The organism is Serratia sp. NPDC087055 (assembly GCF_044900985.1).
Classification (GTDB): domain Bacteria; phylum Pseudomonadota; class Gammaproteobacteria; order Enterobacterales; family Enterobacteriaceae; genus Serratia.
In genome coordinates this window covers 270,857-286,601 of sequence record NZ_JBJDOG010000003.1, presented here as the reverse complement: position 1 = coordinate 286,601, position 15,745 = coordinate 270,857, and the positions used below count along the sequence as shown (strand labels likewise).

The following is a 15,745-nucleotide window of genomic DNA, read 5'->3' as shown; positions in this document are numbered from 1 at the left end:
CTCATTCCCGTCGGTTTAGCCGAAAGTACTGAAAGGGTTAAAGAACAGCACCGCAAGATACGCAATAAAACCACATAATAACAGAGCGCCCGCCAGATGGCCGATGCGATGTTTCCGCCCAATGCACAGGGCACTCAGCACAATGCTGACTGCCAGCATCACCCAGTAATCGCGATGGAAGGCGGCAGCGTCGACGCTGCCCGGGGACAGCAGGGCGGGAACCCCCAGTACGATTACGGTATTGAAAATATTGGAGCCGATGATATTACCAATCGCCATATCATCCTCACCCTTTAGTGCCCCGGCAATGGAGGTAGCCAGTTCAGGCAGGCTGGTTCCAATAGCAATAATGGTCAAACCGACAACCAGTTCACTCATACCGAAATAGTGCGCAATCACCGTGGCGTTATCGACCACCATTCTGGAAGACAGTGGCAGAATGATAAACGCCAACACCAACCACAGCACCGCGACGGTATTGCTGCTGTCCTGTGGCAGCTCGGCCATTTGCTCTACGGTCAGGCTGTCATTGCCTTCACGCTGCGCCAGTCGGGCAATTTTTAACATCAATAGAATAAAGACCGCGGCGGCGGCCAACAGCACCACGCCATCCAACCGGCTCAAGGTGCCATCCATCAACACGAAACCGCACAGTACTGTGACCGCCAACATCAGCGGCAGTTCGCGCCGCAACACTTCGGAACGTGCCGCCAGAGGGTGTATCAGCGCGGCGACCCCCAGTATCAGCAAAATATTTGTAATATTGGAACCTAATACGTTCCCAACGGCCATATCTATTTGCCCGTTCAGCGCTGCTGTCGTTGATACGAACAGCTCCGGTAAGGACGTGCCGATACCTACGATGGTCATGCCGATGATCAGCGGCGGCACGCCAAGTGAACGAGAAATGACTGCAGCACCGTAAACTAAGCGGTCTGCGCCATACACCAGTAAAAATAAACCAACGATTAATAACGCTATCGCGAGAAACATGCAGGGTCCTTTGTTGGGTATTATCCCGGTTCGTTGGTTAAAAGCCGTAATTCGGCTATCTTGCTTTGCCCTCCGTTGTGCACGCTAAAGCCGCAGCAACGGGTTTTCCCGGCTAATATATGAACACTTTCGTTTTTTTTCGTTATGGTGCCAATTTTGACCGGGTGGCGCGTAAAAGTAAAATTAGGCTGTGCTTCTCCTTGTGCGTGAGCAGCGCTGGTGGCAATTTGAGTGCGCAGCAAGGCGCGAGACGTGAGATTGGTGAGTCGAGTCAGCGGCTCGGCCTCAGCGCACCATTGGTAACGCAATGCCGGTAAGTTTTTGTAAAGATAAGACGCATTGCGCCCGTTGCTTTAACATCACGGGTAGATTTAGCAAAAATGAGCCGTAAAGGATCAATTAACATGCACCAGAAGGCAGAGAACCTGGTCGAAGTTCGTGACATGAGTTTCTCGCGTGGCGATCGACTGATATTCGAAGATATCAACCTGACGGTTCCCCGTGGCAAGGTGACGGCGATCATGGGGCCGTCCGGCATTGGCAAAACGACGCTTTTGCGTCTGATCGGCGGTCAGTTGACGCCGGACTGTGGCGAGATTTGGTTCGATGGCGACAACATTCCTGCGTTGTCCCGCCATCAACTGTATGATGCGCGCAAGAAAATGAGCATGTTGTTCCAGTCAGGGGCGCTGTTCACCGATTTGACGGTGTTTGAGAACGTGGCTTACCCGCTACGCGAACATAGCCGTTTACCGGAACCTCTCCTGCGCAGCACGGTGATGATGAAGCTGGAAGCGGTTGGATTGCGTGGTGCAGCTGACCTGATGCCCAATGAGTTGTCTGGCGGTATGGCAAGGCGTGCCGCACTGGCGAGGGCTATCGCGCTCGATCCGGAAATGATCATGTTCGATGAGCCTTTTGTCGGCCAGGATCCGATCACCATGGGTGTATTGGTCAAGCTGATCGATGAGCTGAATCACGCGTTGGGTATCACCTGCATCGTGGTTTCGCACGATGTGCCAGAAGTCCTGAGCATCGCCGACTACGCGTACATTGTTGCCGATCATCGGGTGATAGCCGAAGGCACGGCGCAAGAATTACAGAACAATCCTGATGCGCGCGTGCGCCAGTTCCTGGATGGTATTGCCGATGGGCCAGTACCCTTCCGTTATCCGGCCGGCGACTATCAGGCCGAGCTGTTAGGTTTAGGGAGTAAATAAGCTGATGTTATTACAGGCGTTAGCGTCGTTAGGACGCCGTGGCATCAACACCAGCGCCAGCTTTGGGCGTGCAGGGTTGATGCTGTGGGGCGCGCTGGTCGGGCGGCCTGAGCCGCGCAAACAGTGGCCGCTGTTGCTCAAGCAGATGCACAGCGTTGGCGTACAGTCACTGTTGATCATCATGGTTTCCGGGTTGTTTATCGGCATGGTGCTGGGGCTGCAGGGCTATATTGTGCTCACCACCTACAGTGCCGAGGCCAGTCTGGGCATGATGGTGGCGCTGTCATTGTTGCGCGAGTTGGGGCCCGTGGTGACCGCACTGCTGTTTGCCGGCCGCGCCGGTTCTGCGTTGACGGCCGAAATTGGCCTGATGAAGGCAACCGAACAAATCTCCAGCCTGGAAATGATGGCGGTTGATCCGTTACGGCGTATTGTTGCACCACGCTTTTGGGCTGGATTGATCAGCATGCCGCTATTGACGCTTATCTTTGTCGCGATTGGCATCTGGGGCGGTTCGGTGGTTGGCGTAGACTGGAAAGGCATTGACAGTGGCTTCTTCTGGTCAGCAATGCAGGGCGCCGTGGAGTGGAAAAAAGACTTACTCAACTGCCTGATAAAGAGCGTGGTATTTGCCATCACCGTGACCTGGATTGCCATTTTCAACGGGTATGATGCGGTACCGACCTCTGAAGGGATTAGCCGGGCAACGACCCGTACCGTGGTACATTCGTCACTGGCGGTGTTGGGATTGGATTTCGTGCTGACAGCACTGATGTTTGGGAATTGATTCGATGCAAACGAAGAAGAGTGAAATCTGGGTTGGGGCATTTATGCTGATTGCGCTGTGCGCCATCGTATTCTTGTGCCTGCAAGTGGCGAACATTAAGTCGATCGGTAACGAGCCGACATACCGTATTTACGCGACCTTCGATAACATCGGCGGTTTGAAAGCACGTTCGCCGGTGAAAATCGGTGGTGTGGTTATCGGGCGTGTGGCTGATATCTCCCTTGATCCAAAAACATATACACCGCGTGTCGCCCTGGATATCCAGGATAAATTCGACCAGATCCCGGATACCAGTTCATTGGCGATCCGTACTTCCGGCCTGCTGGGAGAGCAATATCTGGCGCTGAACGTCGGTTTTGAAGATCCGGATATGGGGACTGCCATTTTGAAAGACGGCGGCACTATTCAGGACACCAAATCAGCCATGGTTCTGGAAGATTTGATCGGCCAGTTCTTGTATAAGAGCGGCGGTCAGGATAACGCAGATAAAGCGGGAGACGCGGCTTCTGCGCCGGCTGCCGGTGCTGCGCCGCAATCTGCTGCCCACATTCATTAAGAGAGGAAGCCTGCATGTTTAAACGTTTACTTATGGTTGCCCTGCTGGTGGTTGCGCCGCTGGCGAATGCGGTCGATCAAACCAATCCTTACAGCCTGATGCAAGATGCGGCTCAAAAGACCTTCAACCGTCTGAAAACAGAGCAGCCAAAAATCAAGCAAGACCCTAACTACCTGCGTAGCGTCGTGCACCAGGAGTTGATGCCGTTTGTACAGGTCAAATACGCTGGCGCACTGGTGCTGGGACGTTATTACAAAGAAGCGACACCGGCACAGCGTGAAGCCTACTTCACCGCATTCCAGGCTTATCTGGAACAAGCTTACGGCCAGGCGCTGGCAATGTACCACGGCCAGACATATCAGATTGAACCTGAACAGCCGCTCGGCACTGCCGATATCGTGGCCATCCGCGTAACCATCATTGATCAAGGTGGTCGTCCGCCGGTGCGTCTGGATTTCCAGTGGCGTAAAAACAGCAAAACCGGTTATTGGCAGGCGTATGACATGATTGCCGAAGGTGTCAGCATGATCACCACTAAACAGAACGAGTGGGCATCTACGTTACGTACCCAAGGTATTGATGGCCTGACGAAACAGCTGCAGGCAGCGGCGCAGCGTCCAATCACGCTGGATCAGAAAAACTGATGTCCGCAGCACTTAGCTTCGAATCGCAACAACAAACCCTGATCCTGCGCGGTGAACTGGATAGGGAAACGCTGTTGCCGCTGTGGGAACAGCGGGAAACGTTGCTGGCGGATAAAACCGCCCTCGACGTTACGCAACTGCAGCGCGTGGACTCTTCCGGGTTGGCACTGCTGGTGCATCTGCGCGAACAGCAGCGTCAGCGTGGTGTGGAATTAAAAATTTCTGGTGCCAGCGATCGTTTGAAAACGCTGATCGCGCTGTACAACCTGCAAGCAATAATGCCTGTCGATACCGCTGGTTAGCCCTATTTTAGGCTGTCTAAAGAAGGTTATCTTTCAAAAAGCCCCTGTCATGCAGGGGCTTTTTCTTTAGTTTAAGAAAACGTCGTATTCCACTAAGATGTCAGGCTGATTATGATCCTTTTGATGCAGAACTGGATACTATGGAAAATAACGAGATAAAAGACGTGTTGATGCGAGCATTGGCACTGGATGAAGCACATGTTACCGGCGACGGCAGCCATTTTCAGGTGATCGTGGTCGGCGAGTTATTTGCTGCTATGAGCCGCGTTAAGAAACAGCAGGCGGTCTATGCGCCTCTGATGGAATACATTGCGGACAACCGTATTCATGCTTTGTCGATCAAGGCATACACCCCTGAAGAGTGGCAGCGAGACCGCAAACTCAACGGATTTTAAGGCTGTTTGCCCAGCAGGGCGGGCAGCGTCAGTTTAGATAATAGAGAGTAGTCAAATGGATAAATTTCGTGTGCAGGGCCGGACCCGCCTCAGCGGTGAAGTTGCTATTTCCGGGGCTAAAAACGCCGCCCTGCCGATCTTGTTCGCCGCACTGTTAGCGGAAGAACCGGTCGAGCTGCAGAATGTCCCGAAGCTGAAGGACATCGATACCACCATTAAGCTACTCAGCCAGTTAGGCACCAAGATTGAGCGCAACGGTTCCGTGTTTGTTGACGCCAGCGGCGTGGACGAATTTTGTGCGCCGTACGATTTGGTGAAAACCATGCGCGCTTCCATTTGGGCGCTGGGGCCATTGGTTGCTCGTTTTGGTCGTGGTCAGGTTTCACTGCCGGGTGGTTGTGCGATCGGTGCACGTCCGGTTGACCTGCATATCACCGGCCTGGAACAGCTAGGTGCAGAGATCAAACTGGAAGAAGGCTATGTTAAAGCTTCCGTCGATGGCCGTCTGAAGGGCGCACACATCGTGATGGACAAGGTGAGCGTCGGCGCTACCGTGACCATCATGAGTGCAGCCACTCTGGCGACGGGCACCACCGTGATTGAAAACGCCGCACGTGAGCCGGAAATTGTTGATACTGCCAACTTCCTCAACACGCTGGGTGCGAAAATTACCGGCGCGGGCAGTGACCGCATCACCATCGAAGGTGTTGAGCGCCTGGGTGGCGGTGTTTATCGCGTTCTGCCTGACCGTATTGAGACCGGTACCTTCCTGATTGCCGCGGCAGTTTCTGGCGGTAAAGTGCTGTGCCGCGACACCCGTCCAGATACATTGGATGCCGTGTTAGCCAAACTGCGTGAAGCCGGTGCAGATATTGAAGTGGGTGAAGACTGGATCAGCCTGGACATGCATGGCAAACGTCCGAAAGCGGTCACCGTGCGTACCGCGCCGCATCCGGGCTTTCCGACCGACATGCAGGCCCAGTTCAGCTTGCTGAACCTGGTCGCGGAAGGAACCGGTGTGATCACCGAAACCATCTTTGAAAACCGTTTCATGCACGTGCCTGAATTGATCCGTATGGGTGCACACGCAGAAATTGAGAGCAACACGGTGATTTGTCATGGCGTTGAGCAACTGTCAGGCGCTCAAGTGATGGCAACCGATCTGCGTGCTTCTGCTAGCCTGGTGTTGGCCGGTTGCATCGCCGACGGCGTGACCGTTGTCGATCGTATCTATCACATTGACCGTGGTTATGAGCGTATTGAAGACAAGCTGCGTGCGCTGGGTGCCAATATCGAGCGCGTGAAAGGCGAGTAATTCGTTAAACGCCGGGGTGTTGCCTCCGGCGGAAATGCAGTATGGGGGCTCGGCATTGCCGGGCCCTTTTTAATTGCTGTCTTCCGGGAACTCACCGACCGTCATCTTCAGCGTGATACGTTTTCCTTCTCGCAGCACGACTACCGGAATCTCAGTCCCTGGGCGGATTTCTGCCACTTGGTCCATGGTTTCCAGCACCGAGATTGCTGGCTTGTTATCCACATTGATAATGACGTCGTTGATATGGAAACCCGCATTGCCTGCGGGGCCGTTCGGCGTAATTTCTGTCACGATAATACCCTGCAGGCGATCAATGCCAGAATTGGACGAACGCAGGGGAATAATCTCTTTACCCTGAATACCAAAATAGCCACGGATGACGCGACCGTCGCGGATCAGTTTATCCATGATTTTGGTCGCCAGTTCGATAGGAATAGCGAACCCTAAACCTTCCGGGGTTTCACCGTCGGTGATTTTGTCGTAGGTCAGCGTGTTTATACCGATGAGTTCACCCAGTGAGTTGACCAGTGCCCCCCCTGAGTTGCCACGGTTAATCGAAGCATCCGTCTGCAAAAAGGTCTGGCGGCCGGTTGTGCTCATACTGATACGCCCGGTGGCGCTAAGGATCCCCTGGGTAACGGTCTGACCGAGATTATAAGGGTTGCCGATCGCCAAGACGACGTCACCGACGTGTGCCGTGCGGGCGTTATTAAATGGGATTACCGGGAGATTGCCTGGGTCTATTTTCAGTACCGCCAGATCGGTCAGACTGTCAGAGCCGACCAGCAGCGCTTCATAGCGGCGGCCATCCTGGAGTACTACCGTAATTTGCTGTGCATCTTTAATCACGTGGCGATTCGTCAGGATATAACCGCGATCGTTCATGATCACGCCAGAACCTAGCGACAGCACGCTGGCGGCGCCACTCATATTACGGTTATAGATATTCACTACGGCAGGCGCGGCACGGCGTACCGCCTTGTTGTAGCTAACCGGCGTTTCATCACGGGTATTGTCATGTTTTTCTGCGAACAGAGTATTGGAAGAACGTAGCGCAGGCAGAGCAACCAGCAACAAACCGGCAACGATTAGACCAATAACGACGGAGCGCAAGAGCTTAGCAAACATGGAGTTTTAGTACGTGAGATGAAAGATACACGGAGGATAACATGAGAATACCGGGCGCAGTATGTCACTGAGCCCGGTTTTTAAACAAATTACTGATTAACGCAGCAGCAAATAAAGGGTTTCACCGCCACGTACGATGTTCAGCGCCATCACCGGCGGTTTGGCTTCGAGGACCTTACGCAGCGCCGTGATGTTCTCAATGCGCTGGCGGTTGACGCCAATGATCACATCGTCTTTTTGTAGACCAATCTGCGCGGCCGCAGAGCCTTTATCTACCCGGTCGATCTTCACGCCCTTATCGCCGCCAGGAAGGGCACTGTTGCTGAGTGAAACACCCTGCAAGGCCGGTGACAGCGTTTCGGCATTGGTGGAAGCACTTTCGCTGTTATCCAGCGTAACGGAAACTTCCTGCGGCTTGCCGTCACGCAGCAATCCAACCTTGATGGTTTTACCCGGTGCGGTAGTCCCTACTTTGGCACGCAGCTCGGCGAAGCTGCTGACCGGTTTGCCGTCAACAGAAACCAGAATGTCGCCGGCTTTGATCCCCGCTTTGGCGGCGGCTGATTTCGGGAGCACTTCACTGACGAAGGCACCGCGTTGGGCATCGGTATTAAATGCTTTGGCCATATCGGCCGTCATTTCACTGCCTTTAATGCCCAGCAAGCCGCGTTTCACTTCACCAAACTCGATCAGCTGCTGGCTGAGGTTTTGCGCCATGTTGCTCGGAATGGCGAAGCCGATGCCGACGTTACCGCCGCTGGGTGCCAAAATGGCGGTATTGATACCGATCAGCTCGCCATTGAGGTTAACCAATGCGCCGCCTGAGTTACCACGGTTGATGGAGGCATCGGTCTGGATGAAGTTCTCCAGCCCTTCCAGGTTCAGGCCGCTACGACCCAACGCAGAAATAATACCGGAAGTGGCGGTTTGGCCGAGGCCGAATGGGTTACCGACGGCCACAGCGAAATCGCCGACCCGCAGTTGATCTGAGTCCGCTATTTTAATCGCAGTCAGGTTTTTCACGTCGCTCAGTTGCAGTAAGGCGATATCGGACTGTTCGTCACGACCAACCAGCTTGGCGTCCACTTCACGGCCATCATTCAACTGCACGCTGATTTTGTCGGCGTTGTTGATCACGTGGTTGTTGGTCAGCACATAGCCCTTGGCGGCATCGATAATGACGCCAGACCCTAGCCCTTCAAATGGACGTGAGCTTTGTTGCTGTCCAGGACCGCCTGGGCCGAAGAAGCGTTTAAACTCCTCCGGTACTTGTTGGCGCTGCACCTGAGTCCCTTCAACATGCACGCTGACGACTGCAGGCAAAACTTTTTCCAGCATCGGCGCCAGGCTTGGCAGCGGCTGCCCCTGAACGGCGACGGGCATCGCCGCGGTGGCTGCCGGTACGGAGGTCAGTGTGAGGCCAATGCTCATTGCCAATGCACTAAGAATTAACGACTTTTTCTTCATTGATAATAACTCTCTCAATACCTGCCGGTGAAATAGTGATGATAAAGCCGCAGCAATACCATAGTGAAGGGTAAGACCGTGAATTTGCGTGAAAAGTTCACTCTGTCGCCAGCGTTAAGGATAGTTCAGAGTGGGATAAGCAGTAGGAGAAGGGTAAAAACCCGTGGGGTTGGCCCACGGGTCAAGAAAAGCGTTTAGTCGCGACGTGGACGTTCGCCACGCAACAGGCCAGATGCGCCTTCAGAGTAGTCACGCGGCATTTCTACCGGCGCCTGATCGTTGTCCGCTTCGGCTTCGGTCAGGCGATAGCGGAACGGGTTTTCCTGCATCGGCAGGTCTGGCAGCAGGTTGTTAGAGCTTTTCGCCATATGTTGGTACAGCTGACGATAGTCACGTGCCATATTGTCCAGCAGCTCAGCGCTGCGGGCAAAATGGCCGACCAGCTCCTGACGATATTCTTCCAGCTCGGTTTTGCTTTTGTCCAACTCGTTCTGCAAAACTTGTTGTTGGCGTAATTTACGGTTACCAAAACGCATCGCTACCGCACCAATGGCGATACCGACCACCAAACCAATCAGCGCATACTCCCAGGTCATGATGACTCCTATTTTGACTTCGTTGTTCCGCAGGGATTTTTCACTTAATAATATCCACTATAACCGTTAACCTTGTCCGAGTGGAATCCTGATGAGCTTTTACCTAATGTTTACAGGGTTTTTCAGCATTGCCCGGAGTAGGTATTTGTGGCGATAACGGTGCGAAGCAGCATCAACTTGCCGCCAAAATTGGCTAAATAATTTATTATGCCCAATAGGTTTCAAGCTACGACAAGGCAGCAACCGTGCGGATTTCCAACGTTTAGCTTTCTAAGCTGTTGAGATAAGAAAGAAGGTAACGCTGCGGCAGCTTGAAGATGAAGGGGATAGCGTTCTTAGGGAACATCGAACAGATGCAGGCACAATCACCGCTATCTCGCTACCAGCAGGCGCTGGACGCGGGGGAATACCAGGCCGATACGGTTCAACGTCAGGCCGTGACTCAACTGGATCACATCTATCAGGCACTGCAGCAGACACCCACTGTCAGTGCGCCAACCGGTGGGTTGCGAGGCAAGCTCAGTCGTTTGCTGGGCAAGAGTAACGAAGTGGCAAAGCAGCGTCCGGTACAGGGTCTATATATGTGGGGCGGTGTTGGGCGCGGCAAAACCTGGTTGATGGATATGTTTTTCCACAGCCTGCCGGGGGATCGCAAGCTGCGGCTGCATTTCCATCGCTTTATGCTGCGCGTGCACGAAGAGCTGACGGAGCTGCAAGGGCAGGAAAACCCGCTTGAAATTATTGCCGATGGTTTCAAGGCGCAGACCGATGTGCTGTGTTTCGACGAATTCTTTGTCTCCGACATCACGGATGCCATGCTGCTGGCAACGCTGTTGCAGGCGTTGTTTGCCCGTGGTATCACGCTGGTGGCCACCTCCAATATTCCGCCGAACGATCTGTATCGCAATGGCTTGCAGCGTGCACGCTTCCTGCCGGCAATAGATCTGATTAATGAATATTGTGATGTTATGAACGTCGATGCGGGTATTGACTACCGCCTGCGCACGTTGACACAGGCGCATCTTTACCTGACGCCGCTTGATGAGCAGACTCGGCAGACCATGGACCGGATGTTTGTGAAGTTAGCGGGCAAAGACGGTGAGTTTGCTCCGGTCTTGCAGATCAATCACCGGCCGTTGCAAGCGATCCGTGCAGTAGATGGCGTGCTGGCGGTGGATTTCCACACCCTGTGTGAGGATGCGCGCAGCCAGTTAGACTACATTGCATTATCGCGCCTGTATCACAGCGTCATCCTGTATAATGTGCGGGTGATGGGGTCGCTGAAGGAAAATACCGCGCGTCGTTTTCTGGCATTGGTGGACGAATTTTACGAACGGCACGTTAAGCTGGTTATTTCCGCCGAAACCTCGATGTTTGAAATCTACCAGGGCGAGCGGCTGAAGTTTGAATACCAACGTTGCTTGTCGCGCCTGCAAGAGATGCAGAGTGAGGAGTATTTGAAACTGCCGCACCTGCCATAAGGTTCGCGGGGATTCAGTCATGGGAGTCCCCGGTTTTCCTCTGCTAGCGATAAATTGTATTTCCATTCAAAAAGCGTTCGATCTTTGTGAGCGACTTCTCTATAATCTTGCGACCCCACGTTACAACAAAGTTTTTTTTCCCAAAAACTTTATAGTGCCGGCAATGGCTATTCGAAGGGGTAGGTTTGCTGGACTTGTATGGTCGTGTGAGCCTCAACTGTTTTCGAGCGTTTGGGTGTTCACCAACGTGTAACTAATTATTGGGTAAGCTTTCTAATGAAAACTTTTACAGCTAAACCAGAGAGCGTTCAACGCGACTGGTACGTTGTTGATGCAGATGGTAAAACTTTAGGCCGTCTCGCTACTGAACTGGCTCGTCGTCTGCGCGGCAAGCATAAAGCGGAATACACCCCGCACGTTGATACCGGTGACTACATCATCGTTCTGAACGCAGAAAAAGTTGCTGTAACCGGCAACAAGCGTACAGACAAGGTGTATTACCGCCACACTGGCCACATCGGTGGTATCAAGCAAGCGACCTTTGAAGAGATGATTGCCCGCAGTCCTGAGCGCGTGATTGAAATCGCGGTTAAAGGCATGCTGCCAAAGGGTCCGTTGGGTCGTGCGATGTTCCGTAAACTGAAAGTTTACGCGGGCAACGAGCACACTCATGCGGCACAGCAACCGCAAGTTCTTGACATCTAATCGGGATTATAGGCAATGGCTGAAAATCAATACTACGGCACTGGTCGCCGCAAAAGCTCCGCCGCTCGCGTTTTTATCAAGCCGGGCAGTGGTAACATCGTAATTAACCAGCGCAGCCTGGAACAGTACTTCGGTCGCGAAACTGCCCGCATGGTAGTTCGTCAACCGTTGGAACTGACCGACATGGTTGGTAAATTTGACCTGTACATCACCGTTAAAGGTGGTGGTATCTCTGGTCAAGCTGGCGCTATCCGTCACGGTATCACCCGTGCACTGATGGAGTACGACGAGACTCTGCGTGCAGAATTGCGTAAAGCTGGCTTCGTTACTCGTGACGCCCGTCAGGTTGAACGTAAGAAAGTCGGCCTGCGTAAAGCACGTCGTCGTCCGCAGTTCTCCAAGCGTTAATTTTTTACTGCCTTGGCAGTGGAATTTACGCAAAAAACCCGGTGCTTCACCGGGTTTTTTTATGCCTGAAAATCAAGTTGTCGTTACTAAAATCTTTGGTATATCAGACAATTCAATACGAATTAGCCGTACAGCCCCCACAAAACAAGCAAAATCTGGTAAACTATCACCCACTTTTGCGCCTGTTCGCCATGCAGCAGTTATCAGTTTACTTCCAAGGCCGGTTTTTAGACCTCGGGTTTAGCTGCGCGTTGCTGGCCTGCGGTCAAGATCATTCAGGATAGCAGCCTGGTATACCCGATATATTTCGTGGTGCAGCAAGGCGGTAACCGGACTCGTCCCTGGAACTTAGTGTGCTAAGTCATTGGGGTGAGACAGGTAAATCCGCGCTGTTGTGGTATGAAAAATGAAGGGAAGTTGGCTATTCGCAGTATTTTCTAGATAACTTGGAGGTTTTCATGGCTGTCGCTGCCAACAAACGTTCGGTAATGACGCTGTTCTCTGGCCCGACCGACATTTTTAGCCATCAAGTACGTATCGTACTGGCGGAGAAAGGTGTCAGCGTTGAGATTGAGCAGGTTGAGTTGGATAACCTGCCGCAGGACCTGATTGACCTCAACCCGTACCAGACGGTGCCTACGCTGGTCGATCGCGAGCTGACCTTGTATGAATCCCGTATCATCATGGAATACCTTGATGAGCGTTTCCCGCATCCACCATTGATGCCGGTTTATCCGGTTGCCCGTGGTGAGAGCCGCCTGATGATGCTGCGTATCGAGAAAAACTGGTATTCGCTGATGTACAAAATCGAGCAGAGCAACGGTCAGGAAGCTGAATCAGCTCGCCGCCAGCTGCGCGAAGAATTACTGGCGATTGCCCCTATCTTTGGCCAGACCCCGTATTTCATGAGCGAAGAGTTCAGCCTGGTGGATTGCTACCTGGCACCGCTGTTATGGCGTTTGCCGCAGCTGGGCATCGATCTGATCGGCGCGGGTTCCAAAGAGCTGAAAGGTTACATGACCCGTGTATTCGAGCGTGACGCCTTCCTGGCCTCTCTGACCGAAGCGGAGCGCGAAATGCGCCTGCAGACTCGGGGCTAAGCATTATGGATATGTCTCAGATGACTCCACGCCGTCCGTACTTGTTGCGGGCGTTCTATGAGTGGTTGCTGGATAATCAGCTCACACCGCACCTGGTGGTAGATGTGACGCGTCCTGACGTTTTGGTGCCTATGGAGTTCGCGCGTGATGGTCAGATCGTTCTGAATATCGCACCGCGTGCAGTAGGTAATCTGGAGTTAGGCAACGAAGAAGTGCACTTTAATGCGCGTTTCGGTGGTGTGCCACGTCAGGTCTCGGTACCCATGGCTGCCGTGCTGGCAATCTATGCGCGTGAAAACGGCGCAGGCACCATGTTCGAACCTGAAGCCGCTTATGAAGCGGAAGGCACGTTTGAAGGCATGGACAATGAGACGATTCCATCGGAAAGCCTGATGTCGGTGATTGATGGCGACCGCCCGGATCTGAGTGAAGATCACGATCCGGATGATGAGCCACCGCCGCCACGTGGTGGCCGCCCAGCATTGCGCGTGGTGAAATAATCCCGTAGCAGTGAACACTAAAGGTCGCCTCGGCGACCTTTTTTTTGTCTCTAAATCGGGCGTTTTCAGCTTTTCAGTGACGCAATGCAGGCGTCACGCGGTGCGCTGAGATCGCCGATACGCACGGTAGTGAGTGCGTGAGTCGCGCGCTGCTTAAACGAGGTGATGGCGGTGTCACCTTGCACTTCCGGGGGGGCGGTACAGATATCGTTGATCGGTAAATTATTGCCTTTGTCGAGGGCATGCAATACCGCCGCAGGGTTGTAGACCAATGCAGAAGACAGCGCGGATTTGACGCCTGCGGTAAAGGCGGCGTTACCGCCGTTGGCCAGCTTGGGCGCCAATGCGATCCAACTGTCATCACCCAGTTTAATGCTGTTTTCTACCGCCGCCAGTTGGCCTGCTTTCGCCAACTGAGCGACTACCGATGCCGCGCCGCGCGCCTCAATGTTGTACCCCACCTCCTGTGAATCTAATGACATTGCCAGCGAGTTGAAGCTGACAACCAGCAAAGCGCTGGCTAATAGGGGAACGGGCAATTTCATGGTTAGCTATCCTTATCAAGATACCAGGCGCAACTGCGCCCTGAGTGATATTAATAGAATACTATAGCGCGCCAGGCGCTGGGCTGCGGGTAAGGTTGTTACAAAGCGTGTGGGGAGCGAAGTGAAAACAAAGGGCCCGCCAGTCTGAACTGCGGGCCCTTAGCGGTAAAGCGGGAGAGGATTAAACTTCCAGGTAGTTCATGATGCCATCAGCAGCCTTACGGCCTTCGGCAATCGCGGTAACGACCAAGTCCGAACCGCGTACCGCATCACCACCGGCGAAGATTTTCGGGTTGCTGGTCTGGAAGGCATTCTCGGTGCTTTCCGGTGCGACAATACGCCCCTGTTTGTCGAGCTCAACGTCGTGAGCTGCCAGCCAGTTCATTTGGTGCGGGCGGAAACCAAAGGCCATGACCACCGCATCGGCATCGATGATGTGCTCAGATCCCGGTACCTGCTCTGCAACCTGGCGGCCATTGGCATCCGGTGCACCCAACTGAGTACGAACCATTTTCACGCCGGCTACGCGGCCTGCGCTATTCAGTTCGATGCTCAATGGTTGCAGGTTGAATTTGAAATCGACCCCTTCTTCACGGGCGTTTTTCACTTCACGTTTGGAGCCCGGCATATTGGCTTCATCACGGCGGTAAGCACAGATAACGTCGGTTGCCCCCTGACGGATAGAGGTGCGTACACAGTCCATCGCGGTATCGCCGCCGCCAAGCACCACCACACGTTTGCCTTCCATGCTGACATACGGTTCGTGTTGTTCAGCTTGGTAACCCATCAGCTGTTTGGTGTTGGCGATCAAGAACGGCAGTGCGTCGTAGACACCCGGCGCGTCTTCGTTTTCCAGGCCGCCACGCATCGACTGATAAGTCCCGACACCGAGGAATACGGCATCAAACTCACTGAGCAGCGTCTCCATCGCGATGTCTTTGCCCACTTCAGTATTGAGTTGGAACTCAATGCCCATCTCGCTGAAAATGCCGCGACGTTTCACCATCACTTCTTTTTCCAGCTTGAAGGCGGGAATACCGAAGGTCAGTAGACCGCCGATCTCGGGATGACGATCGTAAACCACCGCTTTCACGCCGTTGCGGGTCAGGACGTCGGCACAGGCCAGACCGGCAGGGCCGGCACCGATGATCGCCACGCGCTTGCCGGTTGGCAGCACATGAGACATGTCCGGCTTCCAGCCCATTTCGATCGCTTTATCACTGATATAGCGCTCGATGTTACCGATAGTCACCGCACCGAACTCATCGTTCAGGGTACAGGAGCCCTCACACAGACGATCCTGGGGGCAGACACGACCGCATACTTCCGGCAGGCTGTTGGTCTGGTGTGCCAGATCTGCAGCTTCCATGATGCGGCCTTCGTTTGCCAGTTTCAGCCAGTTCGGAATGTAGTTGTGAACCGGGCATTTCCATTCGCAATAAGGGTTACCACAGGACAGACAACGGTCCGCCTGCGCCTTCGCCTGAGTTTCCGAAAACGGCTCGTAAATCTCTACAAACTCAATTTTACGGATCTTGAGCGGCTTCTTGGGCGGATCAACGCGCTGCAGGTCGATAAATTGATAAACATTCTGACTCATTAA

The 15,745-nt window shown here is 53.5% G+C and carries 18 protein-coding genes; 12 read left to right on the top strand and 6 right to left on the bottom strand.

Translation table 11 applies throughout. The features are described 5' to 3' along the window. Window positions 1–15: 15 nt before the first annotated feature. Window positions 16–993 (bottom strand): calcium/sodium antiporter, encoded by a 978-nt coding sequence (locus tag ACI2J2_RS17505; protein WP_265555901.1) that lies wholly within the window; start codon window positions 991–993, stop codon window positions 16–18. Window positions 994–1,397: 404 nt separating this feature from the next. Here ACI2J2_RS17505 and mlaF point away from each other — a divergent pair, with 404 nt between their 5' ends. From mlaF to murA, 7 genes are all read left to right on the top strand, one after another. Then, a complete protein-coding gene (mlaF, locus tag ACI2J2_RS17500; RefSeq protein ID WP_037416336.1) occupies window positions 1,398–2,213 on the top strand; it encodes a phospholipid ABC transporter ATP-binding protein MlaF in 816 nt (271 codons plus the stop codon). Window positions 2,214–2,217: 4 nt separating this feature from the next. Then, entirely contained in the window at window positions 2,218–3,000 is a 783-nt protein-coding gene (gene mlaE / locus ACI2J2_RS17495; protein ID WP_037416339.1) for a lipid asymmetry maintenance ABC transporter permease subunit MlaE, read from the top strand. Between the two features lie 4 nt (window positions 3,001–3,004). Next, on the top strand, window positions 3,005–3,556 hold the full coding sequence (gene mlaD, locus ACI2J2_RS17490) for an outer membrane lipid asymmetry maintenance protein MlaD (RefSeq protein ID WP_209637157.1): 552 nt from the start codon (window positions 3,005–3,007) through the stop codon (window positions 3,554–3,556). A gap of 14 nt (window positions 3,557–3,570) precedes the next feature. Then, window positions 3,571–4,200: a phospholipid-binding protein MlaC gene (gene mlaC, locus ACI2J2_RS17485; protein ID WP_209637159.1), complete on the top strand. Its 630-nt coding sequence runs from the start codon at window positions 3,571–3,573 to the stop codon at window positions 4,198–4,200. After that, entirely contained in the window at window positions 4,200–4,502 is a 303-nt protein-coding gene (gene mlaB, locus ACI2J2_RS17480; protein ID WP_265555902.1) for a lipid asymmetry maintenance protein MlaB, read from the top strand. The genes mlaC and mlaB overlap by 1 nt, the downstream gene beginning before the upstream one ends. 140 nt (window positions 4,503–4,642) lie before the next feature. After that, complete coding sequence (gene ibaG, locus ACI2J2_RS17475; RefSeq protein ID WP_017894138.1) at window positions 4,643–4,897, top strand: BolA family iron metabolism protein IbaG; 255 nt, start codon at window positions 4,643–4,645, stop codon at window positions 4,895–4,897. A gap of 55 nt (window positions 4,898–4,952) precedes the next feature. Continuing rightward, window positions 4,953–6,212, top strand: coding sequence for a UDP-N-acetylglucosamine 1-carboxyvinyltransferase (gene murA, locus ACI2J2_RS17470; protein ID WP_209637162.1), 1,260 nt, complete (start codon window positions 4,953–4,955; stop codon window positions 6,210–6,212). Window positions 6,213–6,281: 69 nt separating this feature from the next. On the opposite strand, the gene degS is transcribed toward murA, so the two are convergent. From degS to zapG, 3 genes are all read right to left on the bottom strand, one after another. Then, window positions 6,282–7,340 carry an outer membrane-stress sensor serine endopeptidase DegS gene (gene degS / locus ACI2J2_RS17465; protein WP_404760521.1) on the bottom strand — a complete coding sequence of 353 codons (1,059 nt, stop codon included), beginning with the start codon at window positions 7,338–7,340 and terminating at the stop codon, window positions 6,282–6,284. A 96-nt stretch (window positions 7,341–7,436) separates the two neighbouring features. Next, window positions 7,437–8,807, bottom strand: a complete 1,371-nt coding sequence (gene degQ, locus ACI2J2_RS17460) for a serine endoprotease DegQ (protein ID WP_209637164.1) — start codon at window positions 8,805–8,807, stop codon at window positions 7,437–7,439. A 194-nt stretch (window positions 8,808–9,001) separates the two neighbouring features. Further along, window positions 9,002–9,403, bottom strand: a complete 402-nt coding sequence (gene zapG, locus ACI2J2_RS17455; protein ID WP_006317094.1) for a Z-ring associated protein ZapG — start codon at window positions 9,401–9,403, stop codon at window positions 9,002–9,004. A 353-nt stretch (window positions 9,404–9,756) separates the two neighbouring features. Between zapG and zapE the strand changes: the two genes are divergently transcribed. From zapE to sspB, 5 genes are all read left to right on the top strand, one after another. Next, entirely contained in the window at window positions 9,757–10,884 is a 1,128-nt protein-coding gene (gene zapE / locus ACI2J2_RS17450; protein ID WP_404760570.1) for a cell division protein ZapE, read from the top strand. A gap of 276 nt (window positions 10,885–11,160) precedes the next feature. Next, the gene (gene rplM, locus ACI2J2_RS17445; RefSeq protein WP_209637165.1) at window positions 11,161–11,589 is read left to right on the top strand and encodes a 50S ribosomal protein L13; all 429 of its coding nucleotides are present in this window, start codon (window positions 11,161–11,163) and stop codon (window positions 11,587–11,589) included. Window positions 11,590–11,604: 15 nt separating this feature from the next. Continuing rightward, window positions 11,605–11,997, top strand: coding sequence for a 30S ribosomal protein S9 (gene rpsI, locus ACI2J2_RS17440; RefSeq protein ID WP_020831838.1), 393 nt, complete (start codon window positions 11,605–11,607; stop codon window positions 11,995–11,997). Between the two features lie 458 nt (window positions 11,998–12,455). Beyond that, complete coding sequence (gene sspA, locus ACI2J2_RS17435; protein WP_037416363.1) at window positions 12,456–13,097, top strand: stringent starvation protein SspA; 642 nt, start codon at window positions 12,456–12,458, stop codon at window positions 13,095–13,097. 5 nt (window positions 13,098–13,102) lie between these two features. Next, on the top strand, window positions 13,103–13,597 hold the full coding sequence (sspB, locus tag ACI2J2_RS17430; protein ID WP_209637166.1) for a ClpXP protease specificity-enhancing factor: 495 nt from the start codon (window positions 13,103–13,105) through the stop codon (window positions 13,595–13,597). A 65-nt stretch (window positions 13,598–13,662) separates the two neighbouring features. On the opposite strand, the gene ACI2J2_RS17425 is transcribed toward sspB, so the two are convergent. Together ACI2J2_RS17425 and ACI2J2_RS17420 are read right to left on the bottom strand one after the other, a co-directional pair. Then, window positions 13,663–14,142 carry a hypothetical protein gene (locus ACI2J2_RS17425; RefSeq protein ID WP_209637168.1) on the bottom strand — a complete coding sequence of 160 codons (480 nt, stop codon included), beginning with the start codon at window positions 14,140–14,142 and terminating at the stop codon, window positions 13,663–13,665. Window positions 14,143–14,323: 181 nt separating this feature from the next. Further along, window positions 14,324–15,742 (bottom strand): glutamate synthase small subunit, encoded by a 1,419-nt coding sequence (locus ACI2J2_RS17420; RefSeq protein ID WP_265555903.1) that lies wholly within the window; start codon window positions 15,740–15,742, stop codon window positions 14,324–14,326. Between the last annotated feature and the right edge of the window lie 3 nt (window positions 15,743–15,745).